General features: G+C 34.0%; 28 protein-coding genes and 2 tRNA genes. 11 read left to right on the forward strand and 19 right to left on the reverse strand.

The annotated features are described in order from the left end of the window. Window positions 1-73 precede the first annotated feature (73 nt). A complete protein-coding gene (gene recQ / locus LQ189_RS02610; RefSeq protein ID WP_230154128.1) occupies window positions 74-2,269 on the forward strand; it encodes a DNA helicase RecQ in 2,196 nt (731 codons plus the stop codon). Window positions 2,270-2,419: 150 nt separating this feature from the next. On the opposite strand, the gene LQ189_RS02615 is transcribed toward recQ, so the two are convergent. Genes LQ189_RS02615 through LQ189_RS02640 form a run of 6 tightly spaced genes read right to left on the reverse strand, consistent with a single transcriptional unit; the run spans window position 2,420 to window position 6,865 of the window. Continuing rightward, window positions 2,420-3,013, reverse strand: coding sequence for a TIGR04282 family arsenosugar biosynthesis glycosyltransferase (locus tag LQ189_RS02615; RefSeq protein ID WP_230154129.1), 594 nt, complete (start codon window positions 3,011-3,013; stop codon window positions 2,420-2,422). 53 nt (window positions 3,014-3,066) lie between these two features. Then, the gene (gene arsM / locus LQ189_RS02620) at window positions 3,067-4,038 is read right to left on the reverse strand and encodes an arsenosugar biosynthesis arsenite methyltransferase ArsM (RefSeq protein WP_230154130.1); all 972 of its coding nucleotides are present in this window, start codon (window positions 4,036-4,038) and stop codon (window positions 3,067-3,069) included. An 8-nt stretch (window positions 4,039-4,046) separates the two neighbouring features. After that, entirely contained in the window at window positions 4,047-4,697 is a 651-nt protein-coding gene (locus tag LQ189_RS02625) for an aquaporin (RefSeq protein WP_230154131.1), read from the reverse strand. Window positions 4,698-4,706: 9 nt separating this feature from the next. After that, window positions 4,707-5,774 carry an arsenosugar biosynthesis radical SAM (seleno)protein ArsS gene (gene arsS, locus LQ189_RS02630; RefSeq protein ID WP_230154132.1) on the reverse strand — a complete coding sequence of 356 codons (1,068 nt, stop codon included), beginning with the start codon at window positions 5,772-5,774 and terminating at the stop codon, window positions 4,707-4,709. After that, complete coding sequence (locus LQ189_RS02635; protein ID WP_230154133.1) at window positions 5,771-6,106, reverse strand: arsenosugar biosynthesis-associated peroxidase-like protein; 336 nt, start codon at window positions 6,104-6,106, stop codon at window positions 5,771-5,773. The genes arsS and LQ189_RS02635 overlap by 4 nt, the downstream gene beginning before the upstream one ends. 9 nt (window positions 6,107-6,115) lie before the next feature. Then, window positions 6,116-6,865, reverse strand: coding sequence for a DUF547 domain-containing protein (locus LQ189_RS02640; RefSeq protein WP_230154134.1), 750 nt, complete (start codon window positions 6,863-6,865; stop codon window positions 6,116-6,118). Window positions 6,866-6,927: 62 nt separating this feature from the next. Here LQ189_RS02640 and LQ189_RS02645 point away from each other — a divergent pair, with 62 nt between their 5' ends. Then, window positions 6,928-7,749, forward strand: coding sequence for a purine-nucleoside phosphorylase (locus tag LQ189_RS02645; RefSeq protein ID WP_230154135.1), 822 nt, complete (start codon window positions 6,928-6,930; stop codon window positions 7,747-7,749). A gap of 2 nt (window positions 7,750-7,751) precedes the next feature. Here LQ189_RS02645 and LQ189_RS02650 read toward each other — a convergent pair whose 3' ends face one another. Further along, window positions 7,752-7,991: a hypothetical protein gene (locus LQ189_RS02650; RefSeq protein ID WP_230154136.1), complete on the reverse strand. Its 240-nt coding sequence runs from the start codon at window positions 7,989-7,991 to the stop codon at window positions 7,752-7,754. A gap of 190 nt (window positions 7,992-8,181) precedes the next feature. On the opposite strand from LQ189_RS02650, the gene LQ189_RS02655 reads away from it, so the two are divergent. Beyond that, window positions 8,182-9,750 (forward strand): NAD(P)/FAD-dependent oxidoreductase, encoded by a 1,569-nt coding sequence (locus tag LQ189_RS02655; RefSeq protein WP_230154137.1) that lies wholly within the window; start codon window positions 8,182-8,184, stop codon window positions 9,748-9,750. A gap of 61 nt (window positions 9,751-9,811) precedes the next feature. Here the strand turns inward: LQ189_RS02655 and LQ189_RS02660 are convergent, their stop codons facing one another. Then, window positions 9,812-11,119 carry an amidohydrolase gene (locus tag LQ189_RS02660; protein WP_370634886.1) on the reverse strand — a complete coding sequence of 436 codons (1,308 nt, stop codon included), beginning with the start codon at window positions 11,117-11,119 and terminating at the stop codon, window positions 9,812-9,814. Window positions 11,120-11,314: 195 nt separating this feature from the next. After that, window positions 11,315-11,863 (reverse strand): peptide-methionine (R)-S-oxide reductase MsrB, encoded by a 549-nt coding sequence (gene msrB, locus LQ189_RS02665; protein ID WP_230154139.1) that lies wholly within the window; start codon window positions 11,861-11,863, stop codon window positions 11,315-11,317. Between the two features lie 382 nt (window positions 11,864-12,245). On the opposite strand from msrB, the gene idi reads away from it, so the two are divergent. From idi to LQ189_RS02705, 8 genes are all read left to right on the forward strand, one after another. Then, a complete protein-coding gene (gene idi, locus LQ189_RS02670; protein WP_086455047.1) occupies window positions 12,246-12,803 on the forward strand; it encodes an isopentenyl-diphosphate Delta-isomerase in 558 nt (185 codons plus the stop codon). A gap of 12 nt (window positions 12,804-12,815) precedes the next feature. After that, entirely contained in the window at window positions 12,816-13,226 is a 411-nt protein-coding gene (locus tag LQ189_RS02675) for a 6-carboxytetrahydropterin synthase (RefSeq protein ID WP_086455048.1), read from the forward strand. Next, window positions 13,223-13,684, forward strand: a complete 462-nt coding sequence (locus LQ189_RS02680; protein ID WP_230154140.1) for a peroxiredoxin — start codon at window positions 13,223-13,225, stop codon at window positions 13,682-13,684. The genes LQ189_RS02675 and LQ189_RS02680 overlap by 4 nt, the downstream gene beginning before the upstream one ends. 97 nt (window positions 13,685-13,781) lie before the next feature. After that, on the forward strand, window positions 13,782-14,741 hold the full coding sequence (locus LQ189_RS02685; protein WP_230154141.1) for a type I phosphomannose isomerase catalytic subunit: 960 nt from the start codon (window positions 13,782-13,784) through the stop codon (window positions 14,739-14,741). A 71-nt stretch (window positions 14,742-14,812) separates the two neighbouring features. After that, on the forward strand, window positions 14,813-15,079 hold the full coding sequence (locus tag LQ189_RS02690; RefSeq protein ID WP_144893109.1) for a hypothetical protein: 267 nt from the start codon (window positions 14,813-14,815) through the stop codon (window positions 15,077-15,079). A gap of 78 nt (window positions 15,080-15,157) precedes the next feature. Then, window positions 15,158-15,231, forward strand: a tRNA-Thr gene (locus tag LQ189_RS02695). 146 nt (window positions 15,232-15,377) lie between these two features. Further along, window positions 15,378-15,451: transfer RNA gene (locus tag LQ189_RS02700), tRNA-Thr, on the forward strand. Between the two features lie 123 nt (window positions 15,452-15,574). Next, window positions 15,575-16,027, forward strand: a complete 453-nt coding sequence (locus LQ189_RS02705; protein WP_230154142.1) for a hypothetical protein — start codon at window positions 15,575-15,577, stop codon at window positions 16,025-16,027. Between the two features lie 255 nt (window positions 16,028-16,282). On the opposite strand, the gene LQ189_RS02710 is transcribed toward LQ189_RS02705, so the two are convergent. From LQ189_RS02710 to LQ189_RS02750, 10 genes are all read right to left on the reverse strand, one after another. After that, complete coding sequence (locus LQ189_RS02710) at window positions 16,283-16,993, reverse strand: DUF4369 domain-containing protein (RefSeq protein WP_230154143.1); 711 nt, start codon at window positions 16,991-16,993, stop codon at window positions 16,283-16,285. Between the two features lie 174 nt (window positions 16,994-17,167). Continuing rightward, window positions 17,168-19,030: a peptidase M61 gene (locus LQ189_RS02715; RefSeq protein ID WP_230154144.1), complete on the reverse strand. Its 1,863-nt coding sequence runs from the start codon at window positions 19,028-19,030 to the stop codon at window positions 17,168-17,170. A 45-nt stretch (window positions 19,031-19,075) separates the two neighbouring features. Then, complete coding sequence (locus LQ189_RS02720; RefSeq protein ID WP_230154145.1) at window positions 19,076-20,179, reverse strand: alpha/beta hydrolase; 1,104 nt, start codon at window positions 20,177-20,179, stop codon at window positions 19,076-19,078. Window positions 20,180-20,227: 48 nt separating this feature from the next. Beyond that, complete coding sequence (locus LQ189_RS16240) at window positions 20,228-20,359, reverse strand: hypothetical protein (RefSeq protein ID WP_255667784.1); 132 nt, start codon at window positions 20,357-20,359, stop codon at window positions 20,228-20,230. Between the two features lie 56 nt (window positions 20,360-20,415). Further along, window positions 20,416-20,694, reverse strand: a complete 279-nt coding sequence (locus LQ189_RS02725; protein ID WP_086455130.1) for a DUF2805 domain-containing protein — start codon at window positions 20,692-20,694, stop codon at window positions 20,416-20,418. A 296-nt stretch (window positions 20,695-20,990) separates the two neighbouring features. Continuing rightward, window positions 20,991-21,599 (reverse strand): alpha-ketoglutarate-dependent dioxygenase AlkB, encoded by a 609-nt coding sequence (locus tag LQ189_RS02730; RefSeq protein WP_230154146.1) that lies wholly within the window; start codon window positions 21,597-21,599, stop codon window positions 20,991-20,993. 4 nt (window positions 21,600-21,603) lie between these two features. Continuing rightward, window positions 21,604-21,957: a DoxX family protein gene (locus LQ189_RS02735; RefSeq protein ID WP_221916472.1), complete on the reverse strand. Its 354-nt coding sequence runs from the start codon at window positions 21,955-21,957 to the stop codon at window positions 21,604-21,606. Between the two features lie 67 nt (window positions 21,958-22,024). Then, the gene (locus tag LQ189_RS02740; protein ID WP_230154147.1) at window positions 22,025-22,921 is read right to left on the reverse strand and encodes a DMT family transporter; all 897 of its coding nucleotides are present in this window, start codon (window positions 22,919-22,921) and stop codon (window positions 22,025-22,027) included. A gap of 58 nt (window positions 22,922-22,979) precedes the next feature. After that, window positions 22,980-24,149, reverse strand: coding sequence for a DUF1501 domain-containing protein (locus tag LQ189_RS02745; protein ID WP_230154148.1), 1,170 nt, complete (start codon window positions 24,147-24,149; stop codon window positions 22,980-22,982). Window positions 24,150-24,159: 10 nt separating this feature from the next. Next, a complete protein-coding gene (locus LQ189_RS02750; RefSeq protein ID WP_230154149.1) occupies window positions 24,160-25,545 on the reverse strand; it encodes a DUF1800 domain-containing protein in 1,386 nt (461 codons plus the stop codon). Window positions 25,546-25,560: the final 15 nt, after the last annotated feature.

Here is a 25,560-nt window from a genome sequence, read left to right on the forward strand (position 1 = left end):
AAAATTTGTAAGTGTAAAAGAAATTTGTACCTTTAGATATTGCAAATTTATACAAAATACCACGTAATAAAGAATGAATTCAAACGAAATTGACATACACAAAGAATTAAAGAAGTATTTTGGCTTTAGCCAATTTAAGGGATTGCAAGAGCAGGTGATTAAGAGCATCCTTAATCAGCAAAATACATTTGTGATAATGCCTACTGGTGGAGGAAAATCACTTTGTTATCAATTACCAGCTTTAATTCAAGAGGGAACTGCAATTGTGGTTTCGCCTCTTATTGCATTAATGAAGAACCAAGTCGATGCTATACGAAGCCTTTCTTCAGAGAATGGTATTGCGCATGTATTGAATTCATCGTTAAATAAAACGGAGATTACTCAGGTAAAAAAAGATATTTCATCAGGCTTAACCAAGCTTTTGTATGTGGCTCCCGAGTCTTTAACAAAAGAAGAATATGTGACTTTTTTAAAAAGTGTCACCATTTCATTTGTTGCCATTGATGAAGCGCACTGCATTTCAGAATGGGGTCATGATTTTAGACCCGAGTATAGAAATTTAAAACACATTATCAAGCAATTGGGTGATGTACCTATTATAGGACTTACGGCTACGGCTACGCCAAAAGTACAAGAGGATATCTTGAAAAATTTGGATATGTCTGATGCGACAACTTTTAAAGCCTCGTTCAACAGACCAAATTTATATTACGAAGTACGTACAAAGACAAAAAATATAGAGTCGGATATCATTCGATTTATAAAACAACACAAAGGAAAATCAGGTATTATTTATTGCTTGAGTCGTAAAAAAGTTGAAGCAATTGCCGAAGTTTTGCAAGTTAATGGTATATCTGCTGTTCCTTACCATGCGGGTCTAGATGCAAAAACTAGAGCCAAACACCAAGACATGTTTTTAATGGAAGATGTTGATGTTGTGGTTGCAACTATTGCTTTTGGGATGGGTATTGATAAGCCCGATGTTCGGTTTGTAATTCACCATGACATCCCTAAATCACTTGAAAGTTATTATCAAGAAACGGGTCGTGCGGGTCGTGATGGAGGAGAAGGACACTGCCTAGCCTACTATTCTTATAAAGATGTAGAAAAACTTGAGAAATTCATGTCTGGCAAACCAGTTGCCGAACAAGAAATTGGTTTTGCATTGCTACAAGAAGTCGTGGCTTACGCCGAAACATCTATGTCTAGACGAAGGTTTTTATTGCATTATTTTGGGGAAGAGTTTGATGAAGTAACCGGCGAAGGCGCTGATATGGATGATAATGTACGTAATCCTAAAACAAAAGTTGAAGCCAAAGATCAAGTTGTACAGCTCTTGCAAGTAGTGCGGGACACCAAACATTTGTATAAATCAAAAGAAGTTGTTTTTACATTAATAGGACGTGTCAACGCCGTAATTAAAGCACATAGAACCGATACGCAATCTTTTTTTGGTTGTGGTGCAAATCACGATGAGAAATATTGGATGGCATTGTTAAGACAGGTTTTAGTAGCAGGATTTTTGTCTAAAGATATTGAGACCTACGGTATTGTAAAAGTCACCAATAATGGATTGAGCTACCTTGAAAATCCGCACTCTTTCATGATGTCTGAAGATCATGAATACAATGAAACGGTTGATGAAGCTATAGTAACAGCAGCCAAATCAACAGGTGTTGCCGATGAGGTTTTAATGGGGATGTTACGAGATTTACGTAAAAAAGTGGCTAAGAAAATAGGAGTTCCTCCATTTGTAGTTTTCCAAGACCCATCACTTGAGGACATGGCTTTAAAGTATCCTATTACACAAGATGAGATGATAAACATTCATGGAGTGGGTGAGGGTAAAGCTAAAAAATACGGAAAAGATTTCTTAGAATTGATAAGTCGCTATGTTGAAGACAACGACATTGTAAGACCAGAAGATTTAGTAGTTAAATCAACCGGAGTAAACTCTGTAAATAAGTTATACATTATTCAAAACATAGATAGAAAATTATCCTTAGATGATATTGCCTCTGCCAAGGGGATAAATATGGATGCTTTATTAAAAGAAATGGAGCAGATTGTGTACTCAGGAACTAAATTGAATATCAAGTATTGGATTGATGAAATGCTTGATGAGGATCAACAAGAGGAGATTCACGATTATTTTATGGAATCAGAGTCAGATAATATTGAGGCAGCTCTAAAAGAATTTGATGGGGATTATGATTTAGATGAATTGAGATTAATGCGCATCCAATTTATTAGTGAAGTAGCTAATTAATTTCATAAGATATTTCTCTGGCTTATCTGTATTTATGATGTTGATATTGTTATTTTTACCTCTGTATCCATGAAAATGGGCTACAGCTTTTTTGTAATATAATTTTAATGTTAAAGTTATTTCTATTTTAAAGAGGGTATGTAAATTGCTTTATTTCCAATGTTCGGGTAAATCTTTTTCTTCATCAATGTCAGATAATTTATTCAAAGTAGAGAAAGATAGGTTTAGATTTTTAAAATCTGTTATCGTATCGATATAAACAGAATCAGTGCTCCAGGTTTTATTATTGAAGACTGTTTCATGAAATTGGTTCATTCCTAATAGATAATACCCACCATCAAATGTTGGGCCTATAACGGTTTCATTCGTTTCTAATGCTAAAAACGCTTTTTCAATAATGGCAGAGGTGAGTTCATAACAATCACTCCCAATAATACAAACCGATTCATAACCTAAGTGAAAAATCTCTTGAAAAGCATGTGCCATACGTTTGCCTAAGTCATCACCATGTTGTACTTTTTTGTAAAACGAACCCGCATTCCATTGGTCCTCTTCCGTAATTGAGTCTGAATAGAATACAAATTTGTCCGCATTAACAGGAGTAACAATTTCTTGGGTGTGCACTAATAATTTTTTGTAAATCTCAAGTGCTTTTTCGTTACCAATAGTCTTGGCAAGTCGTGTTTTGACTTTTCCTAGTTCAGGATTTTTAGTAAAAAGAATGATAGCTTTTTTGTTTTGCATAAAAATGTAATAATTAAAGCTGCAGCACTAAGAATCCTGCAGCTTTATAGTGTTTAGCAACATCCGCCTCCGTTGTAGTGAAACGTTGATTCGCTTATAAAAATATCACTTCTGTTTAAATCGGCTAGTGCTTGTGCTGTTTTGTCACAGACTGCTAGAGGCTGATTTTTCATCAAGACATGTCCTTTTTTATCATCAAAATAGTCGTCTTTGCCATAAAAAATAGCTGCTTTTCCTGTAAATACACACGGTCCATCGCTAGGCATAGGATCTTTTATAGCACAAACTTCAATACTCTCAATGAAAATTAATTCATCGGTAGCATAATTTTCAGGATCTAAAATACGATATGGTCTTCGACCTCTAATTTCTATAGTTCCAAAACCTACATCTGTCAACATTTTAATATACTCCTTGATTGGGATGCTTCCGCTCAAACAAAGTGCTCTTAAATGGTCATCATTTTTAAGAGTTTCGTTCATTTCTTGTTCACAGGTTGGATCACTCATTACCAATCTTCCGTGAGGTTTGAGTACTCGATACATTTCTTCAAGTGCTTTTCTTAAGTCATCAGTTTTAAAAATATTGAACAAGCAATTTTGAGCAGCAATATCAATACTTTCGTTTTCGATAGGTAGGTTTAATGCATCTCCTTTTTTCAATTCGACAAATTCACTTTTGAACCAGTCGTTTTCCTGTTCTGCAATTTTAAAATTTTGTTTGGATGCTTCCAGCATTTCATCAACAACATCAACACCAATCACGCCTCCTTTTTGACGCGAAAAATAAGAGAATTGAAGCAATTCCATACCGCCACCTACGCCTACATATAATATTTTTGGATTGTTGATTAAGTCTTGAGCCGAAATGGTACTACCACAACCGTAATTCATTTCTTGCATTATTTTTGGAATTTCTAAGCCAGGGAATTTCCATATTGGTGTCGTTGTACAGCAAAGTCCTACATCGGGTGTAAGAGCCGCATCTCGGTATAAATTTACTGTTGCGTCTAAATAATTTTCCATATTTGTTACTATAAGTTTTTTTCTTTTAAAATGGTTTTCCATGTTATTGAGGCAAGAATAGTTGCTGCAATAGGAGCTACAATATACAGCCATTGTGAATTCAAATTACCAGAAACTAGCGCAGGCGCAAGAGATCTAATGGGATTCATAGAGGCGCCAGATATAGGCCCTGCAAACATGGCTTCGAGTAATACAACCCCTCCAATGGCAATGCCAGCAAAAGTAGCATGTTCTTTGTTTCCTAAGGCTACTGTTAAAATGACAAGCATTAAAATAAAAGTCAGAATGAATTCTAATACAAATGATTGACCATCAGTACCAGATGGAATTGTTCCTCCCAACCCACTATTTTTTGGGAATAATAATTTGAGTGTTGTACTGGCTGCTAATCCGCCTAAAATTTGAGAAATTATATAAAAAGGCAATTTTTTTATAGGAAGAATTTTCAAAAAAGCGAATGCAATACTTACGGCTGGATTCATGTGTGCTCCAGATATTTGTCCGAAACCATAAATTAACCCCATTACAATTAACCCAAAAGTGATGCAAATACCCACATGAGTAACGCTACCATTTGTTTCTTGATTGATAATAATAGCACCAGTACCGCAAAATACAAGTATGTAGGTACATAAAAATTCAGAAATATTTTCTCTCATAGTTTTGTTTTAGGCAACAGCACCACCACAACTGCTACCAGAACCTGCGGTACAGCCATAACAATGATTGTTTACAATAATCTTCCTGTTTAAAAGGGCATTTGAATCAAAATTACTAATGTGCTGCGCATCTTTGCAAGTAACTTTTAACTCTAGCATTTGGTTGAAATCGCAATCATAAATATAACCGTCCCAACCTATAGAGATGGTATTTCTACACATCACATTTTGAGCAGCCAAAGGGTTAAAAGCATCAATGAGTTTAGTCATGTAATCTTCATAATTACCTGACGAAATCAAATAATCTAAGTATCTGCTCACAGGCAGATTAGTTATGGCAAATAGATTGTTAAATTCAATTCCAAAATCCTTTTGTAAAGCTGTTTTGTATTCTTTTTCCAATGCATTTTGGTCAGGTGGTAAAAATGCTCCTGCCGGATTGTACACCAAATTCAGTTTTAAACCTGAATCAGCTTTGCCGTAACCCACCGCATTGAGCATTTTTAAAGCTTTTATGGAGCTTTCAAAAACGCCATCACCTCTTTGTTTGTCGGTTCTATTTTTAGAATAAAACGGTAATGATGAGATAACTTCTATTTGGTGTTGTTTAAAGAATTCTGGTAGGTCGTTGTACTTTTTGTTAGCAGTAATGATAGTCAAGTTACAACGCACATACATTTGAATTCCAAGTTTACTCACTTCTTCTATAAACCATCTAAAATTAGGATTCATTTCTGGTGCGCCACCAGTCATGTCTACTATTTTAAAGTTAGGATTGACTTTTAAAACTTTCAGAATAACTTCCATCGTTTCTTTGGTCATGATTTCTTTCCGATCAGGACCTGCATCTACGTGACAATGCGTGCAGACTTGGTTGCACATTTTGCCCAAATTAATTTGAAAAATTTCCAAACTTGTAGGTTGAAGTGGGCTTAGGCCAATGGTTTGTAATTGCGTTTTAAACGGGGTAAACAAATCTGGATTTTGTTCTAAAACGGCTATTTGATGTGCTGCTTTAGAAAGTATGTTTTCATTTGCTTTGAGAGACTTTAATTTAATTTTTACAAATTCACTCATAAACTAATTTTCTTGACTTTATTCATCATTTGAACTCCGTGTACTAAACTAGCTCCACCTCGAATGGCTGCTGCAACATGTACAGCCTCCATCATTTGTCCTTCGCTATACCCTTTTTCATAGGCATCAAAACTATAAGCATCAATGCAATACGGACATTGAACGGCATGCGCTACAGCAAGTGCAATTAGAGATTTTTCTCTAGCTGTCAATTCACCTTCTTTGAAAACTTCTCCGTAATAGCCAAAGAATTTTTCGCCCATTTCTTTTTGAAATTCGACTATGTTACCAAATTTTTTTAAATCGTCTGAGTTGTAATAATTTTTGTCCATTTGTGTTTTTTAGTTTTTAAAGTTTTCTAGAAATAAACTCCAATCGTATTCGTTGTACTCTAATTTAGGATTTACATTTTCGGGTATGATTTTTAAATCTTGGCAAATTTTTAAAATTCCTTTTTTGTCTCCAAAATCTCCTCGAAACCAGCTCATCAAAACAGGAACTCGCAAGATGTTTTTCTCTTTATCAAAACTTGCGTCACCCGTTAAATAACTTTTTGTGGCAACGTCAAGTTGCTGATTGATTTTTTTTGGATCATAAAAAAAGATAGGTGGACAGCTTTTGGCACCGCAATTCAAACTGAAATGGATGCGGTAATCTAATTTGTCAACACGGAATTTTTTTTCAAGTTTTGGTGGAAAAACTTTATTCAATTTCCCCACACTGTACTTAACACTTGATCTTCTTAAAAAAACATGTTCTATATCGTCAAGGCTCAATTCGTGGCCCGCAAGTACAAATTGTTTTGATGTGAAAAAAGCACTTCGACTCTTGTATTTTTCGGGATCTTTTTTCAAAGCATAATTAGTAAATCCATTGTAAAGATTTATGAAGAATGCTTTTTTAAGATCGTCATTTGTAAGTTGATTAATTAAGTCCGTTTCGTTTGCATTTGCAATTAGCGTAACAAATTCTTCGGTATTGCCTTCTCCAAATTTTGCTGCTTCAATAAAGTCTTGTGATATTTTTACGTAATCTTTGGGTTGTGCTATAAGTATTTGGGTAAAACAAAGTAATATTAGTAGGTTTTTCATAGCGTGGCTTTTTGTAAATTTATTATTATTTACGAAATTTACCAACAATAGTTTTTTTTAACATGACATATTTAGCACAAATTTCACAATCAGCTGATTTTTTAATTTCTAAAGGAATTTTAAATCCAGAGGTAGGCGTAGTACTTGGAACAGGCTTAGGAAAATTTTTAGATTATTTGGTAGTAGAACAAGAAATAGATTATGCTGATATTCCGCATTTTCCGGTCTCTACTGTTGAGTTTCATAAAGGGAAGTTGCTCTTTGGATCTATTGGGTCTAAAAAAGTGATTGCTATGCAAGGCCGTTTTCATTTATACGAAGGATACACTTTACAGCAAGTTACTTTTCCTATTAGAGTTCTGCAAAAATTAGGTATTAAGCATTTGTTGTTGAGCAATGCTGCAGGCGGAATCAATAAAGACTTCAAAAAAGGAGATTTAATTTTACTTGACGATCACATTAATTTGCAAGGAGGCAGTCCCCTTTCTGGCTTGAATAGTTTTGAATACGGTGGTATTTTTCCAGATATGAGTGCGCCTTATGATGAAACGCTAAATAATATCTTACTAACCGAAGCTAGTAAAATGGAATTATCACTAAAAAAAGGGGTGTATGCTTCAGTTTATGGGCCACAATTAGAAACTAGGGCAGAGTATCGTTATCTTGGTAGAATTGGGGCAGATATGGTAGGAATGAGTACTACGCCTGAGGTTATTGTAGCCAATCAATTAAAATTACCATGTGCTGCCGTAAGTGTAATTACAGATGAATGCGACCCTGATCATTTAAAACCAGTTGATATTGCCGAAATTATTGCAATAGCTGGTACATCAGATGAAAAATTGAGTCAGTTGTTCTTTGAAACCATTCATAGTATTGTCTAGTATTATTCGGCATATAATTCTCCGCGATGTGGTTTTAATGCATCACGCACTTGAATCATATGTGCATCAGTAACCACCATAAAGGCTATAGCTTGCATTTCACCCTGAATTTCGAATCCTGTGATTTGCAAAGGTAATTTTTCAATTGCAATGTATTCCTTGAGATGAATTTCATGGTGTTCTGCAGTTTTTGCAGCACTAGGACCACGAAAATCCCAAATTAATTTTATTTTACGAGACATGTATTCTTTTTTTTGAACTTGTTTTGATGTCAAAGTTACGAAGTCTATTTCTAAAATGAATTTATTTTTTAGTTTCTAAATCGTGGATAGTGATACTTCCTTATCCTTTTGACTGTAAAAAAATGTTACTTTTGTACCCTAATATTTTGGATGCTGCTTCTATGTAACATCCAATGTTGATTTTATAAAAATGCCTCAAGAATTTTCACTACAAGTAACTCCAGAAATAGCTGCAAATAATGATTTGCTCAAAAATCATTTGGCAAAGCAAATTAAAGTTGCAGCTGAAGATGTGCAACATGTTTCTATTTTAAAAAGATCTATTGATGCCCGACAAAAAGCAATAAAAATTAATCTCAAAGTAGAAATTTTTACAAAAGGAGAAGTAATTGACGAAAGAAGATTCACCATGCCTGATTTTCCTAATGTAGCAAATGCACAGGAAGTATTGGTAGTAGGAGCTGGACCAGCAGGACTTTTTGCAGCTTTACACTTAGTAGAATTAGGACTAAAGCCTATTGTTGTTGAAAGAGGGAAAGACGTTCGCGGCAGAAGAAGAGATTTAAAAGCGATAAATCGAGACCATATTGTTGATGAAGATTCTAATTATTGTTTTGGCGAAGGTGGCGCAGGAACCTATTCTGATGGGAAATTGTATACCAGATCTAAAAAGAGAGGTGATGTCAATAGAATATTAGAACTGTTTGTTGCTTTCGGGGCTTCTCATGACATACTTGTAGATGCACACCCACACATTGGTACCAATAAATTGCCTCAAATTATTCAGGATATTCGTGAAAAAATTATTGAATGTGGAGGTCAAGTTTTGTTTGAAACAAGAGTTGCTGATATTTTGGTAAAAAACAATGAAGTTCAAGGGATTGTTACGCATAAAGGAGATACTATTCTTGCTAATAAATTAATCTTAGCCACGGGACATTCCGCTCGTGATATTTTTGAACTATTAGATCGAAAAAAGATTTTTATAGAAGCTAAACCTTTTGCTTTAGGTGTTCGCGCAGAACATCCTCAAACTTTAATTGATAGTATTCAGTACAGTTGTGATTATAGAGGAGAACATTTACCTCCAGCACCTTACAGTATTGTCAAGCAAGTTGCAGGCCGTGGTATGTATTCTTTTTGTATGTGTCCAGGAGGTGTAATTGCTCCTTGCGCAACTAGTCCCGGCGAGGTGGTAACAAATGGTTGGTCACCATCTAAAAGGGATCAGGCTACCGCCAATTCTGGAATTGTAATTGAGTTGCAGTTGGCCGATTTCAAACCTTTTGCTAAGTTTGGAGCGCTGGCTGGAATGGAGTTTCAAAAAAGTATAGAACAACGTGCATGGCATCTTGCAGGGGAAAGTCAAAAAGTGCCAGCGCAACGTATGATTGATTTTACACAAAAAAGAGTATCATCAGATATTCCAAAAACATCGTATGTACCTGGAACGACGTCTGTAGAGTTGGGTCAGGTATTTCCAAGTAATTTAACGCACATTTTGCGTGAAGGTTTTTCTGAGTTTGGTAAATCAATGCGAGGTTATTTAACTAATGAGGCTATTCTTCACGCACCAGAGTCACGAACTTCATCACCAGTTCGCATACCAAGAGATCCTATTACTTATGAACATCTACAAATAAAAGGTTTGTACCCATGTGGAGAAGGAGCGGGATATGCGGGAGGAATTATTTCGGCTGCAATTGATGGTGAAAAATGCGCACAGATGATTGCTCAGGTTTTGAAAAGTAAAGTTTGATTATAGTTCTAGATAAACGCATCAAAATTATTTTAGAATGAAACTTACTTAGATTGTTGAACTATTTTTTAGATTTCATTTCCATATAATCTATTGTAAGATGTGCCATAGAAGTCATTCCTAATACAAAGCTTCCTTCATCAATATAAAAATCAGGTGTGTGGTGTGAGGGCATGTCACTTGGCTTTTTACCTTTAGGCATTCCTCCTATAAAGTAAAACAAACCTGGAATTTTTGCTTGGTAAAAAGAGAAATCTTCCGCTCCAGTTACTGCTTCGGTCAGTAGCACGTTGTCTTTTCCAGCGGCAGCTTGCAGTGTAGGCAGCATTTGCTCTGTAAGTGAAGGTTCGTTATAGGTAATTAATGTTTTTTTGTAAATTGCAACTTCAGCCGAGCCACCTGCACTTGTTGCAATATTAGTAGCAATAGTTTTTATTTTGCCATGAATGAAATCTTGCGTTTCTGCATCTAATGTTCTAATGGTTCCAGTCATCGTTAGAGACTCTGGGATAATATTGCTTCTTACTCCGGCATTAATTTGGCCAACACTTACCACAGCGGCATTTTGAGTGAGGTTTACATTTCTACTAACTATAGTTTGTAAGCCCATAACAATTTGCGATGCAGTAACAATAGGATCAACAGACTGCCACGGATAGGCTCCATGTGATTGCTTGCCATTAACTTTTATGGTAAACCAGTCTGAGGAAGCCATAGTTCCTCTTGGTCGGTATTTAATTTGGCCTACTTCGGTTTGTGCATTAATATGAAGTCCAAAAATGACATCTACTTTTGGATTATTTAATACACCTTCCTTGACCATCAACTCAGCTCCGCCTTCTTCACCTTCAGGCGGTCCTTCTTCTGCGGGTTGAAAAATAAATACTACAGTTCCTTTTATTTCGTTTTTTACAGAAGCTAAAATTTCGGCTGTACCCATCAACATCGCTACATGAGTGTCATGTCCGCATGCATGCATTACACTTACGGTTGTGCCGTTATATTCTCCGGTAACTTTTGAAGCAAATGGTAAATTTACACGTTCCATCACAGGCAAAGCATCCATATCTGCTCTTAATGCTACAACAGGACCTGGTTTTCCACCTTTTAAAACACCTACAACTCCTGTTTTTGCAACTCCTGTTTTAACTTCAATGCCTAAACTTTGCAAATGGGCAGCTATTTTTTCGGCAGTTTTAAACTCTCTATTTCCTAATTCAGGATTTTGATGAAAATCACGTCTCCAGCTTACTACTTTAGATTCCAAAGAGGCTGCTTTAGTGGTGATTTTACTTTTTAAGGCATTGTTTTGAGCTTGTATTCCAATTGAAAACAGCAGTAAAAAAGGTAGTAAATAATAAGTATTCATGGAGTGTGATGAATTAGTGTAAATTGCTTTTTGCAAATAAATTGACATTTAGAAAATAAAGGTCTTTTTCAAAAGTAAGGAATATTTTTGTTCTAGTTTGATTTATTTTATGTTGTTTCTAACAAAAAAATCAGCTTGAATATACTCCAAACTGATTTTAGTTATTACTGAAATTTTGTGATTTCGTTATTCCTTTTACTTAGTATCCGGAATAAAGTCTAAGGCAATAGAATTCATGCAATATCTTTTTCCAGTAGGCTCCGGTCCGTCATCAAATAAGTGACCAAGATGCCCGTCACATCTTCCGCAAAGTGCTTCTATGCGTTCCATTCCTAGTGAATTATCATTTTTATAAACGACACTGTTTTTATTGTCTTGTTCAAAAAAGCTTGGCCATCCGCAATTGCTTGCAAACTTGGCGCCTGATCGAAAAAGTTTATTTCCACAAGCAGCACAGTAGTATGTTCCTTTATCGTCTGTGTTCCAGTATTTACCTGTAAAGGGTCTTTCTGTATCTGCATTTCGGGTTACTTCATAGACATCTTCGGGTAATACTTTTTTCCACTCGGCGTCATTCACTTTAAGTTTAGCTGTGTCAGTATTAGAATAATAAGGATTTTCAGGTTTTGTTATAACTGATCCTGCAGTTGCAGTTTGTTTTTTTGTGGTGTTTTGTGCACAGGCAGTAAACATAAAAAGCGGAATTGCGAACAAAGCGCAAAAAAAAGTGATTTTAGTTTTCATGATTTCTTTTTTACAAATATAAATTCATTTTAGTTTCAGGCCTTCTTATTTTTAATGAATTAACAATTTAGAGCCTTGATTTAACTATCGTTATTTACGTTAAAAATCAAGAATTAGATTTGTAGAAAGTAAAAGTTTAGTTCGAGAAAAGTGGATCAATAAAAAATTATAGATTTACGTTGAAACTGTTTTAAAAAGAGCTGTTTATAAGGTTTTGATTATGAATAGAAAAAATAGAAAGTCGTTTTTGTATAACGCCATATTTTTTTTTGACATTCATTTTTTGAATATGCTTTAATTGTGATTCAACAATTCGAAACAGAATGTTAAACCCCAGATTCCATTATATTTTTTCGTACTTTTGAAATCATAATATATAAATATGCCAGAAGAAAATGTAATCTTAGTCAATATACATGACGAGCAAATTGGGCTTATGCCAAAACTAGAAGCGCATCAAAAAGCAGTTTTACATCGCGCTTTTTCTGTTTTTGTTTTGAACAGTCAAAATGAAATCATGCTTCAACAACGAGCACATCAAAAATACCATTCTCCTTTATTGTGGACCAATACCTGTTGTAGTCATCAAAGGGAAGGTGAGACTAATATTCAAGCCGGAACAAGAAGATTGCATGAAGAAATGGGTTTTGTAACCGAATTGAAAGAGCTGTTTCATTTCATTTACAAAGCGCCATTTGATAACGGATTGACAGAGCATGAACTTGATCACGTGATGATAGGGTATTATAATGAGGCTCCAGTAATTAACAAAGATGAGGTAGAGAGCTGGAAATGGATGAAAATTGAAGATGTAAAAAATGATATGATAGTTCATCCTGAATTATATACTGTGTGGTTCAAAATTATTTTTGAAGAGTTTTATCATTATCTAGAGGAGCATAAAAGCCCGTTGACACCAAATTATTTAAAAAACAATTAATTTCTATATAAGATGAAAGTTACTATTTCAAGAAAGGCTCATTTTAATGCAGCACATAGATTGTATAGAAAGGATTGGACTTTCGAACAGAATGACGCCGTGTTTGGGAAGTGTAATAATCCCAATTTCCACGGACATAATTACGATTTGATAGTAAGTGTCACTGGTGAAATTGATCCAGAAACAGGCTATGTTATGGATGTAAAATTCTTAAGTGATATTATTAAAGAGGAAGTTGAAAATCAATTTGACCACAAGAATTTAAATTTAGACGTTCCAGATTTTAAAGATCTTAACCCTACTGCTGAAAATATTGTTGTTGTAATTTGGAATAAAATCAAAAAGAAAATCAAACCTGAATTTGATTTAGAAGTGGTATTGTATGAAACGCCGCGTAATTTTGTAACTTATAAAGGACTATGAAAGAATTAAAAGTTGGTGATGTAATACCGCATTTTACAGCCATTGATACTGAAGGAAACACTTTTGATAGTACTAGCGTAGTGGGTTCAAAACCATTAGTTATTTATTTTTACCCTAAAGATAATACGCCAGGTTGTACTGCGCAAGCGTGTAGCTTTAGAGATCAATATGAGGATTTTAAAGATTTGGGTGCAGAAGTAATAGGGATAAGTAGTGATAGCTTAGCCTCACATCAAAAATTTTCAAAGCAGTATAGATTGCCTTTTATATTACTATCAGATAGTGATAAAACTATACGTAAAAGTTTTGGTGTACCTACGGGTCTTTTTGGTTTAGTACCAGGAAGAGTGACTTATGTAACAGATAAACAAGGTGTTGTGCAGATGGTTTTTGATAGCGTATTGGCAACAAAACACATACCTAAAGCATTACAAGCTATAAAAAAACTAGTTTTATAAAGTTTCGTTCCTTATTTTTACTAAGGAATAGATTTCACAAACAATTTATAAATCTATTTTTAGTATCAAATTTTAATTTCAATTAAAACCATTTCACATGAAATTTTATCCATTACAATTTGAGCCCATTCTAAAAGAAAGAATTTGGGGTGGTGAAAAACTAAAAAAAGTTTTGGGGAAATCTATTACATCTGCTATAACAGGTGAAAGTTGGGAACTATCAGCAGTTGCAGGTGATATAAGTGTGGTGGCAAATGGTGATTGGAAAGGAAAATCATTAACCTCATTACTTGAGGAATTCCCTGAAGAAATATTAGGAACAAACGTCTACAGAAAATTTGGATGCCAATTCCCGCTCCTTTTTAAATATTTAGATGCTCGAGAGGATTTGTCCATTCAGGTTCATCCTAATGACGCATTGGCGAAAGCTAGGCATAAATCATTTGGAAAAACAGAGATGTGGTATATCATGCAAGCAGATGCCGATGCCGAAATTATTGTTGGTTTCAAAAATAAATCGAATGCAGCGGAATATGTCTCTTGCTTGAAAGAGAAAAGTTTATTGTCAATTTTAGATCAGAAAAAAGTAGCTGCAGGAGATGTATTCTTTTTAGAAACTGGGACTGTACATGCTATAGGAGCTGGAATGGTTGTTGCAGAAATTCAACAAACATCTGATATAACATATCGCATTTATGATTTTGATAGAGTAGATGCTAATGGGAATACGAGAGAACTGCATGTTGATTTAGCTTTGGATGCCATTAATTACAATACAGTCGATACCCAAAGACACTATTTGAAAGCGGTTAACGTTTCTAATGAAGTAGTTCATTGTCCTTATTTTACTACCAATTTTTTACCACTTGATGGTGAGGTTTTAATGAATAAAACTAATGAGTCTTTTACGGTGTATATGTGTGTTGATGGCAATTTTAGTTTAAAGTTAAACGAAAAAGTATATCAATATAAAAAAGGGGATACACTACTGATTCCTGCGCAGATAAGTACTTATGTGTTAAGTGGAAAAGCTTCTATTTTAGAAATTTACATTTAATAGTCAGTAATAGAAAGATTATATGTACTTTTGCAAACGCAAATTAAAAATCAAATTTTAAAAGAATAAAAATGGCAAACGTTAAAAATTTAAAGAAAGACATCAATTACGTTTTAGGTGATATTATTGAAGCAGTTTACTTATATGAAATTTCTACAACAGGAAAACCTACTACAGAAACTAATAATTTAATCGATGAGGCTATTGCAGCTTTTGATGTTTTGATCACTAAAGTAAATGCTAAAAATGTTGAAAATAAAAAAGCACATTTCAAGCAAATCAATGTAGAATTAGAACAAACTGCAAATCAATTGATTACTAAAATCAACGAATTGTAGTCAAATTAATTGACAAAAAAGTGCAAAATTATTTTGGATAAGTCAAATTCATCTCTATATTTGCACTCGAAATGAGACGCCAGCGTAGCTCAGTTGGCTAGAGCAGCTGATTTGTAATCAGCAGGTCGTGGGTTCGAGTCCCTCCGCCGGCTCATTGTAAAACCACCTTTTAGGTGGTTTTTTTTTGGAATATTAATAAATAGCTCTAGTGCAGATAGATGAAATATTTTTTAAATTTCTTTAAATAAAATATTTGTTTAATTAAAAAACAGTATTATATTTGCACCCGTAATGAGTCGCCAGCGTAGCTCAGTTGGCTAGAGCAGCTGATTTGTAATCAGCAGGTCGTGGGTTCGAGTCCCTCCGCCGGCTCTTTTGTAAACCACCTAATTTTTATTAGGTGGTTTTTTTTATTGGCTATAATTACTTACATAATATTCTTTTAAATTGATTGTTATTGTTATATTTGAAAACTAACACTAACATCTATTAATTATGGAAGAACAAACTACCGTTGAAAATTTCGATTTACAAATTACTACAACTGCCAAAGATTTATTAGCTGAAACGGCCAAATGGGCTAATTATTTGTCTATTCTAGGATTTATAGGCGTAGGATTTATTGTCCTGATTGCTCTAATTATAGGAATAACGTTTGCTTTTGTGGGAAGTACTAGTAGTTCAATGGGGTTTTTAGAATCGTCCATGGGTTTAGGGGTAGCATTCGTTTATATTTTGATAGGAGCACTTTATTTTTTTCCGATCTATTACCTGAATAAGTTTGCTTCAAATGCTAAAGTGGCTATAAAAAATAATGACACGGCTGCTTTAACCCTTTCATTTGAGTATTTGAAATCACATTATAAATATATTGGAGTCATGACCTTAGTAGTTTTTTCATTATACGTACTACTTATTATAGGAATGGTGTTTACGAGGCTATTCTAGTCTTTTTAAGTGATCTTTTATATTATTGTGGCTTGCTTGTATTTTATGAGTGAATTATAATTAAACGCAGTACATTAACTTTAGATAAAAGACTGTAGCTGTATCTTTGAATAAAAGACATCACTTTTTTAAAGAACTTTTGCTTTAAGTGTTTTTAATTCAGCTTTTTTAAAACACATTTCTGGAAAGTCATAAAAAAAACTGCCCAAAAAATATATTTTTGGGCAGTTTAAAATGTTTTAATCAAGATTGTGTTTATTGTTGTTTTTTCAACGAACTTACATATTTTGTTAACTTTTTTCCATAAAGAGATTGAGCAACTTTAGGTGACATTGATTTTTGAATAGTATCTAAATATTTTAAGTTGATATCGTATATTTCAGATAAGGCAATGTAAGGAGCAACTTCATAATCTCTATTATTTAAAGCAAAATTTGTAGCAAATAAATACCTTCTTTTTAGATTTGAATCTTGCTTAGCACTTAAACTGTCTATTTTTTTGTTGTTTTGGGTTTTAATTGCTCTGAATTTCTTTTGGATTAACTCCAAGTTTTCTTCATTAAAACGAGTTTTTATTAATTTGTATTCTTCAAATACCTCATTGTTTTTTGACCCTGTAACTTTGGCATCCATTAAATAATTGTCTAAACTGGTATCAATAGTCATGTTGCCAGGTTCCGCAAAAAAGGAAAGGTTGTTGTCTAATGAATTACTTACACCTCTATCAAGGAATAAATACAGCATCTCTGGTGATTCTAGGTTAATATGACTCTCGAATGAAGCATTTCCATCAATATTTATGGTGTCTAATGGAACCAGTGTTGTATCTACTATTCTTTGTAAGTATAGAGTTCCTTTCTTTAAACCTTTGATGTTACCTATGATGTGTAGATTACCTTTTTGATCTTCTTTGCTACAAGAGGAAAATAATGCAAGTGTAACAAGAGCAAATATTGTTTTTTTCATATTGATATTGTGATTAAATAGTGCTGTTTATAAGTGTTTACAGCAGTTTTGTTTTTATTGTTATTGGGGCGCAAAATAAAGAAAATTGTTGAAATGCTGTTGTGTTTTTTTTATTTTACAAAAAAAATCCTAATTTATTTCTAAATTAGGATTCTGTTTATGGAGTTAAAATTATTAGCCTTTTAACCACGTTTGTTTTAGTGCATTTTTTGAAACATCAGTAGCTTTCAGTTCTTCTTTGTCTTCGTAAGGTAATTTTACTTTTCCTTTGATAACTTGTTCTACACCGTTACGTTTAATTTTTACAGCAACAGCATCATCCTCTTTCCATTTTTGGCTGTCGGTTATCATTTCATAAATATTAGTAAGCGAGTAAGCTTTGTCATTTATTGCAAGAATGGTATCACCTCCCACAAGACCTAATGTGTTATAAAAAACATTGAGTTCAATATTTGGGATAACACTTATCTCTTTGGTGCTTTGATCTACGGTAATGTATGGAACTTGACCTTTAAGGAATACATTTGCAGGAACTTTTTCAGATGTTTTTACAACACCTACTTTTGCAAGAAATGATTCATAAGGAATAGGAGTAGGGCCTGCCACATAAGTCTTTAAGAAATCCCCCACTTCAGGATACGTAAATGAAGTTATTTTGTCAAAAAGTTCTTTGTCATTAAATGGTTTTGAAACGCCATATTCTACAGATAATTTCTGCATTAAATCTAGAATACCTCTTTCGCCATTACTTTTTTCTCTTATGATGATATCCAAACACATTCCTATAAGCGCTCCTTTTTCATATACGTTTAGGTATTGTGCTTTGTAAGGCTCCATCAAAACATTGGCACTCATGGTTGTAAAAGGCATGGTGTCATTTAGTTTTTTTGAATTTTCAATTTTTTCAGCCATTCGCGTGTAAAATTCTTCCTCAGTAATCAACCCTTGATTGATTTGGAAAAGATTTGCAAAATATTCTGTAATTCCTTCATACATCCATAAATGTTCAGACATTTTTGGGGTGTTAAAATCAAAATAGTGAATTTCTTTAGAGTGAATTGTTAACGGAGTTACAATGTGAAAAAATTCATGAGAAACTACATCTTTCATTGCCTTTACGAGCTCAGCCTTAGGCATGGTCTCTGGCAGTACTACGGTGGTTGCCGTAGGATGTTCTAGGGCGCCAAAGCCTTTTGCATCTGTAGGAGTCATGCTTGATAAATACAGCAATACAGTGTATTTTTTTGTAGCATTTATTTTTCCTAAAAATGTTTTTTGAGCAATCATCATGGTTTTCATGTCCGGAGTAATGCTTTCGGCAGTTACTTTTCCATTTGGAGAAAAAACACTGATTAATATTTCCATCCCATCAACAGTAAATGTAGTATAGTCAGGTTTTGCATACATGATTGGGTTTTCTACAAGTTCTGAGTATCTAGGGGTATTAAATACGTCATTTGTAGTGCTGTTGTCAAGATCTTTCATGGATGTAGCACCCCACAAAGATTCAGGATGTGATACTGATACCGTATATGATATGTCTTTTTTATTTTCAAAATACCCTACAAATCCGTGCATGTTAAGCATGAAATTTTTATCTGCATCAATATTTGTTCCTGCTGGAGAGAAAACATCATTTTTACCAAAACCACCACCTTTTTCAGTATCAAAAGTATCATTAACAAGGTATGTTATTTTACTTAATGTAGTTGCGTTTTGAATTTTCCAAGTATTGTCATCCGTTTTGGTAACGGTAAGTTGACCGCCTTTGCTATCAAATACCTTGAAATCTTCTATGTATTTTCCGTAATCATCTATGGAGTACGTTCCCGGAATTATTTTTGGGACACTGTATGTGATTTCGTTTGTTTTTATTTTTGGAGCAACAACAGTTACTAACACCTTGTCCTCTTTTACATTGTTAATGTCAATTGTTACATTAACTTCTTCTTTTACAGAAGACGTTGCTGTTGTGCTTGTTGTTTTACAACTCCACAGCATTGATACAACTGCTAAGGAATATAGTATTTTTTTCATGGAATAGATTTTATTTTAAAGTAAGTCGGCTTACAGCTGTATTTGTTACATATTTAAATTTTTAATAAAAGAAATTATTTCATCCAGCAGTTGAGATGAGTTGGGTAATTCAGGATTATTATAGGAAGCTTTGTTTGCTGAATCATCACCTGAAATGTCTTTAAATACATGATTCATATTGTTTATGATTACGAGTTTAGCAGTTGGTTTAGCTTGCTGAAGCAGTTGTGCGTCTGCTACGCTTACTTGTAAATCTTTGGTGCCGTTGATGATTAATATTGGTATTTGTAATTTTTTGATTTCCTCTTGTGGTTGGTATTTTAACCACGAAATCATGTAAGGTTGAACGCTAGATCTAAAGATGGAAGCTAGCATTTGGTTTTTGAGTTCAAATGTTTTGCCTGTTTTTAGGATTTCTAAATTTTGTTGCACTTCATCTTTTAAAAATGGTGCTTGTAGTGCAATTTGGTCTAGAATAACAGCATCAATCCCGCGTCCTGCACCAGCTATTGAAATGTAAGCGTCTGTGTTTTGACTTGCAGCAACTAACCCGATTAATGCGCCTTCACTGTGACCTATTATTACTATTTTTTTGTATTTTTTTTCATTTTTAAAAAACTGAACCACATCGTTGGCATCTGTAATAAAGTCGTTAAACGACAGCGAAGCTTCATCAACTTTTCCTGCCTGTGCCATGGCAAACATCCTTTTGTCATAACTGAACGCGTGGATGGCATTTGAAGCAACACCTTCGCATAAAAATTTCAAGGAATTATTGACTAGATTTCTTTGGTTGCCGTCTCTATCTGTTGGACCAGACCCGGCAATAATAATAACTAGAGTTTTACTTTTTGAAATTTCATTAGGTGTGTATAAAGTTCCTTTTATCAAAGGATTGACGTCAATAACAGAGGTTGTGAAATTCTTATTTTGAGCAAAGCAGCAGGACCATAATGCTGAAAAAAGTAGGATGTAGATACATTTCATTTTAAGATTGTTTAGTTTTTGTAGTGCCAACTGTGGATTTTGCACTTCAATGATGAGTTTTTTGTAATAGTACTCTCGAAGGGTAATTACGATGGTATTTTTTTTATTGGATGCATCCCGAAAAATTCTTCCGTTTTTGTAAAAAGTACCTGTTGCAAGCAATCCTGGGATTTCTGTTCTGGGTATTCTGATACCTTTCCGAAATGGAAATTATGATTCGTCTTGATACACCTTAATTATTTTATCTTTAGGGATATTTAGTTTATTTTGTAACGACCAAATTTTGTGACAACTCATGATTTCGAATGAAATGGTTTTGTTGATTGTTGTAACTGTTACCATGTTTCTATTTTTGAATTGTAAGCAAACAAAAAAACTCCTAAGAAGGAGTTTAAAAATTAATCTAGTTTGTTTTTTATATAATATTTACCATCCAAATCTTCGTCGAAATCATCAATTTTCAAAGGTTTTGGTTTTGGTTTATTTGCGACAGCTTTCTTTTTCCACATTTCGAATTTTTCAGCAGGCATTTTCTTTTTCATGATTTCGAGAATCTCTTTTTCTGCTAAGCCAAATTCTTTTTTAATGATTTCAAAAGGATTTTTTTCTTCTAAAGCCATTGTAACAAGTTTTTCTGTTTGCTCCCAGTTTAATTCTTTTCGGTTACTCTTTTTCATCACGTGAAAATTAATTCAAATAAGTTGTAAATGGTTAATAATGTAAATCTCTAATTTGTTACCAATATTAAGAAAAAAATCAATTGGATTTCATCAAAACATCATTTTTTTTATTGTTGCCTGAATTTTTTTTAAAGTATTTTTTGATGTTTGCTATTTAGTACTATTCTGTCGCGAGGACCCTATTTAGAAACATGAGATTAGTATATGTGATTTTATTGATTAATGAAAGGTAAAATATGTCAAAAGCTCTTGAAATTAAAAAGAAAATCAATGTGTAAATCAGAGAATTATATTTACACAATTACCCTAAAAGTAAGGTTTATTCTGGGGTCTACAGGTTTTGCTGTTTTTGGAATTTGATGTTTCCAGAAATGTTGTGTACTTCCTTTCATTATCAGTAAACTCCCGTTTTCTAGTAAAAGGTTTAGTTTTTGATCCTTTAAATGATTGTGCTTCATTTGGAAATTACGTGTAGCCCCAAAACTCAATGAGGCAATTGTAGGATTGATTCCCAGTTCTTTTTCGTTATCAGCATGCCAGCCGTTACTGTCTTTTCCATCTCGATATTGATTTAAAAGAACGGTTGTAAAAATAGTATCAGCGGCCGCCTCCACATGTTTTTTTAGTTTTTGCAATAGCGGATTCCAAGGGTGTGGCAGCATGGTAATATTTGAATAGGAGTAGGGCTTTCCTTCATTTCCATAAAGTGCAGTCAAACGTGGTTGCGGGTGAACTTTTCCGAAAACGCGAATGTCATCTTGTTGCCAAGGGATATCTTGAACCAGGCTGTGGAAGATTTCATTGGCTGTAGCCAAATCAAAAAAGGATGGGTAGTAGGAGATGTCAGCATCTGGAACTTGAAATTGTACCGGTTGTTCCTGGTTTTCAAACAAAGATGTCATACTATTACGTATATTGATATGCCCAAAAAATCAATGCAAACTGCAAAGGTAATCTTAGGAACAATACCCATTTTGGTAATCCCATGCTAGCTTTAGGATCAAAATACATGTAAATATGAGTAGGAAAAATGGCAATTAACAACGCAATTACACCCCATGCAGCTGCGTTTGAAAGTTGTGGTATGCATAATGCTATACCAAGAATAATCTCGGCAACGCCACTTATCGCATTAAGGGCTTTTGGGTTTGGGAAATAGGGAGGAATAATTTTTAAGTATAATCTAGGATTCCTAAAATGGTTTATTCCTGCAATAAAATATATAAAAGCCATTCCGTACAAATGCCAAGGTAAATTCATAGTAAAAGTATTTAGAACGAATTTAGAAAAAAAACCTCAAATAAAGCTCTTTAGAATCAAATAGTCTTTACAAAGTCTTTTTGAAGTTGATATTCATAATCACAATTGCAATTATAATCAGAATAATTCCAAACCATTGCAGGGTATTTACTGACTCACTCAACAAGAAATAGGCCATTAATACAGAGACAGGTAGTTCTAATGCTGATACAATACTGCCTAATCCAATACCTGTAAGTGGGAAACCAGCATTGAATAATAAAGGTGGAATTATAGTGCCAAAAAGCGCTAGTACAATTCCCCATTTAAGAAAAATATCAAAATTAAAGGGGCCAGTTTGTGTAGCTATTGCAAAACCAATCACGATTACCGCTCCGCCAAGCAGCATATAAAGACTGCGTTGCGCTGAAGAAATTTGAGTAGCTACTCTATTTGCAGTAAACATGGTTGTGGTGAAGGAAGTGGCTGCCAAGAGGCCTAAAACGATACCACGCCAGTCTAGGTTTACCGAACTTTCAATTAAATTTGTAGCCAAGGCGGTTCCTGCAAGAACTATTAAAACCGATATTATTTTTTGAGTTGATGGTGCTTTTTTTTCTAAAATCATTTCAAATATAACTCCCATCCATACGGTTTGCATCAGTAGTACAATAGCAATTGATACTGGTATGTATTTTACAGCTAAATAATAAAATACACTGGTCATGCCTAGGGAGGTACCGGCCAGCATTAATTGGGTAATGTTTTTTGTAGATGCTTTTACAACCTCAGACCCTTTTTTTGATTTTTGAAAAGCATTTATTAGTAGCATTCCTAAAATCCCATAAGTGAATTGAGCAATGGTTACCTCTGGAGTTGTAAAGCCTTCACCGTAAGCAATTTTTACAAATGTAGCCAACATTCCGTAGCTAGTAGCGCCAAGTCCCACAAGGAATACTCCCTTTAAAATACTATTTTTTATCATTTTTGTTCAATTTTTAAAAGCGGGCAAAGATAGTTTTTTAAAGTGATTTACAGCGTTTTTAAAAAAGACCTTTTAATTCGGGGTTTCGAATTCCAATTTTAACAGGATCAAACTCCATTTTTTGTTGTAATAGTGAAGCATATACACTCCTAAAATCGATTTCATGTTTTAAATCTCCGCCATCTAAGTCTTGTAAATTAGGATTATTACCGATTATTTTTCCTTTATTGCTTCCGCCAATGATAAATAGAGGCGCAGCAGTTCCATGATCTGTTCCTTTACCATTGTCCTTGACGCGTCGGCCAAATTCAGAAAAAACTACTATAGTAACGTTCTCTAACAACTCCGCTTTCTTTAAGTCTTGGTAAAAACTAAATACCGCATCATTCAGTTCTGTAAGTTTGTTGTTGTGAATTATAATTTGGTTATCATGCGTGTCAAAACCATTCAGTGAGGTATAATACACTTTGGAGTTTAGATTTCCTTTAATCAAGCGCGCCATCCATTCTAGATTTTTGGACAAACCTGTTTTGGGGTATACCACTTCGGCGGGTGCACCTTTTTTTAGAGCATTTTGTATCTCGTCAGCACCTTCAACTACTGAGTTTGCTATTTTTCTAACAAAGTCTAATTGCGGATTTGTTGCTAGTTTTGAGTTGACTTCTATTTTGTTTCCAACAAGAAATCGGTTTGGATCTTTTAACGTGATCGAATTAGGTTCGTCACCTTTGAGCGCTAAGTTGTCAATAGTATCAATGTTTATCCCTGCTGTAGGCTGGTGATCCTTACATTGTAAATCTAGGAAACGCCCTAGCCAACCGTCATTTAAAAACTCTTGATTTGTAGGAGCTGTTTGCCAAATTTCCTGACTTCTAAAATGAGATTTTACAGGATTTGGGTAGCCAACATTTTGGATTACAGCTAAGTCACCACTTTGTTGCATTTGTGCAAAGTTTTTTAAAGCAGGGTGAAAACCCATTCCTTGTGCTGAATGGAGAACTTCATTTTTTGAAATTGCAATTTTTGGACGAAAGTCATAATACATCATATCCTGATACGGAATAAAGGTGTTTAAGCCATCATTTCCGCCGTTGAGTTGAATAAAAACTACACATTGCTCTCCAGTAATTATACTTTTTTGTTTCCCAAAAGAATATAAAAAATCTGGTAAAAGCAGAGTTCCTGCAGTAAGAGTACCTGTTAAGTTTAAAAAGTTTCTTCGGTTCATAATGCTAGCTTTAGATAAGTTGAAATTCTGGGGTTTTTATCATGAAATTTACCAATCGCAGCACTGCAAATTGTGAGCCTTCAATTGAACCATCAAAATCATATTTCAATATTTTTTCAAAATCGGCCTTCATGACGTCGTCAATTTGGAATAACAATTGGTTTTCAAATGCATTGATGATCGTTTTATTGGTATCCGTTTTATTCCATTTTAATTGAAGATTCACGATTTTATTTGCATTTTTATTTTCCTTCATTTCACCATTAAAATTTCGGTTTAAATTTTTTCCGTTACAAAGTAAATCTGCTACGTTATTGCGTTGCAAATACACTTGGGATGTTAACCATGAATTTCCACCATCCCATCCTTTTACATTGGGTTGGTCCATCAAATCCATTCCTTGTTGCTTACAAAAAAGTGCAATCATTTTTGTATTAGTAGTTTTGATTCCAAGTTCGTGAATTATTTGGAGGCTGTATTCTAGTGGGTTTTTTATTTTGGAGCCCGCTGTTTTTTTAGGATACTCTTCGGTGAAAATTTTTAAAAGTAAAGGCTTTATTTCAAAATTCTTTTTTCTGAAATAGTCTCCATAATACGTAACTAATTCTTCATTTGGGATGTCATAAATAAACCATTTTAAAATTTTCCGAGTCACTAAATAAGGAACTTGTGGTTGTTCAAAAATAAGGTCTATCATAGCATCAATTTTAAAACTTCCTTTTTTACCTAGATAGTTAAAAGCTTCATCATCTTCAAAAAAGGTTCGGTATACTGCTTGGTCTTCGCCAAGACTAAGTCCTGCAAGTCCTTTAGCGCCACCTTTTATGTCTGTTTCAGTATAATTCCCAATACCTAGAGTAAACAATTCTAGTAATTCCCGACTTAAATTTTCATTTATTTTGCCTTTTCTATTGTCTACATTGTCAAGATAGCGTACCATAGCATTGCTTTGAATTATTTTTTTTGTTAAGGTTTTAAAATTTCCAAATGCATTTTCTCTAAGAATTTGATTGTGTTGAAAAACCCAATAATTGACCTTTACTTTTTGTAGTGATGACACAAAATGATTGTGCCAAAAACAGGTCATTTTTTCGCGTAGCGGATAGGTTTCGTTTTGCATTTTATCAATCCACCAACTCTTCAATTCGAGTGCAGTTTGTGCTTCCTTTTTACGTAATTCTTTTATTTGTTCAGGACTATACTCTTTGAGTTTTTTTCTATATTGTTGTAATTCGGCGATAGATTTGGGGCTGTCAACCATAAAATCAGGAACTTTATGATCATGTAACGTTGCAAACGAAGCCTCTAGAAATGAATTAATTCCCATATTTTGTAGTTTTTCAGCTTGCTTTGACGAAAAACCAAGTCGTAAGGACCAGAGTGTTTGTGTGTTCATAAAGAGTTATTTATA

The organism is Flavobacterium sp. CECT 9288 (genome assembly GCF_918731615.1).
Taxonomy (GTDB): Bacteria; Bacteroidota; Bacteroidia; order Flavobacteriales; family Flavobacteriaceae; genus Flavobacterium.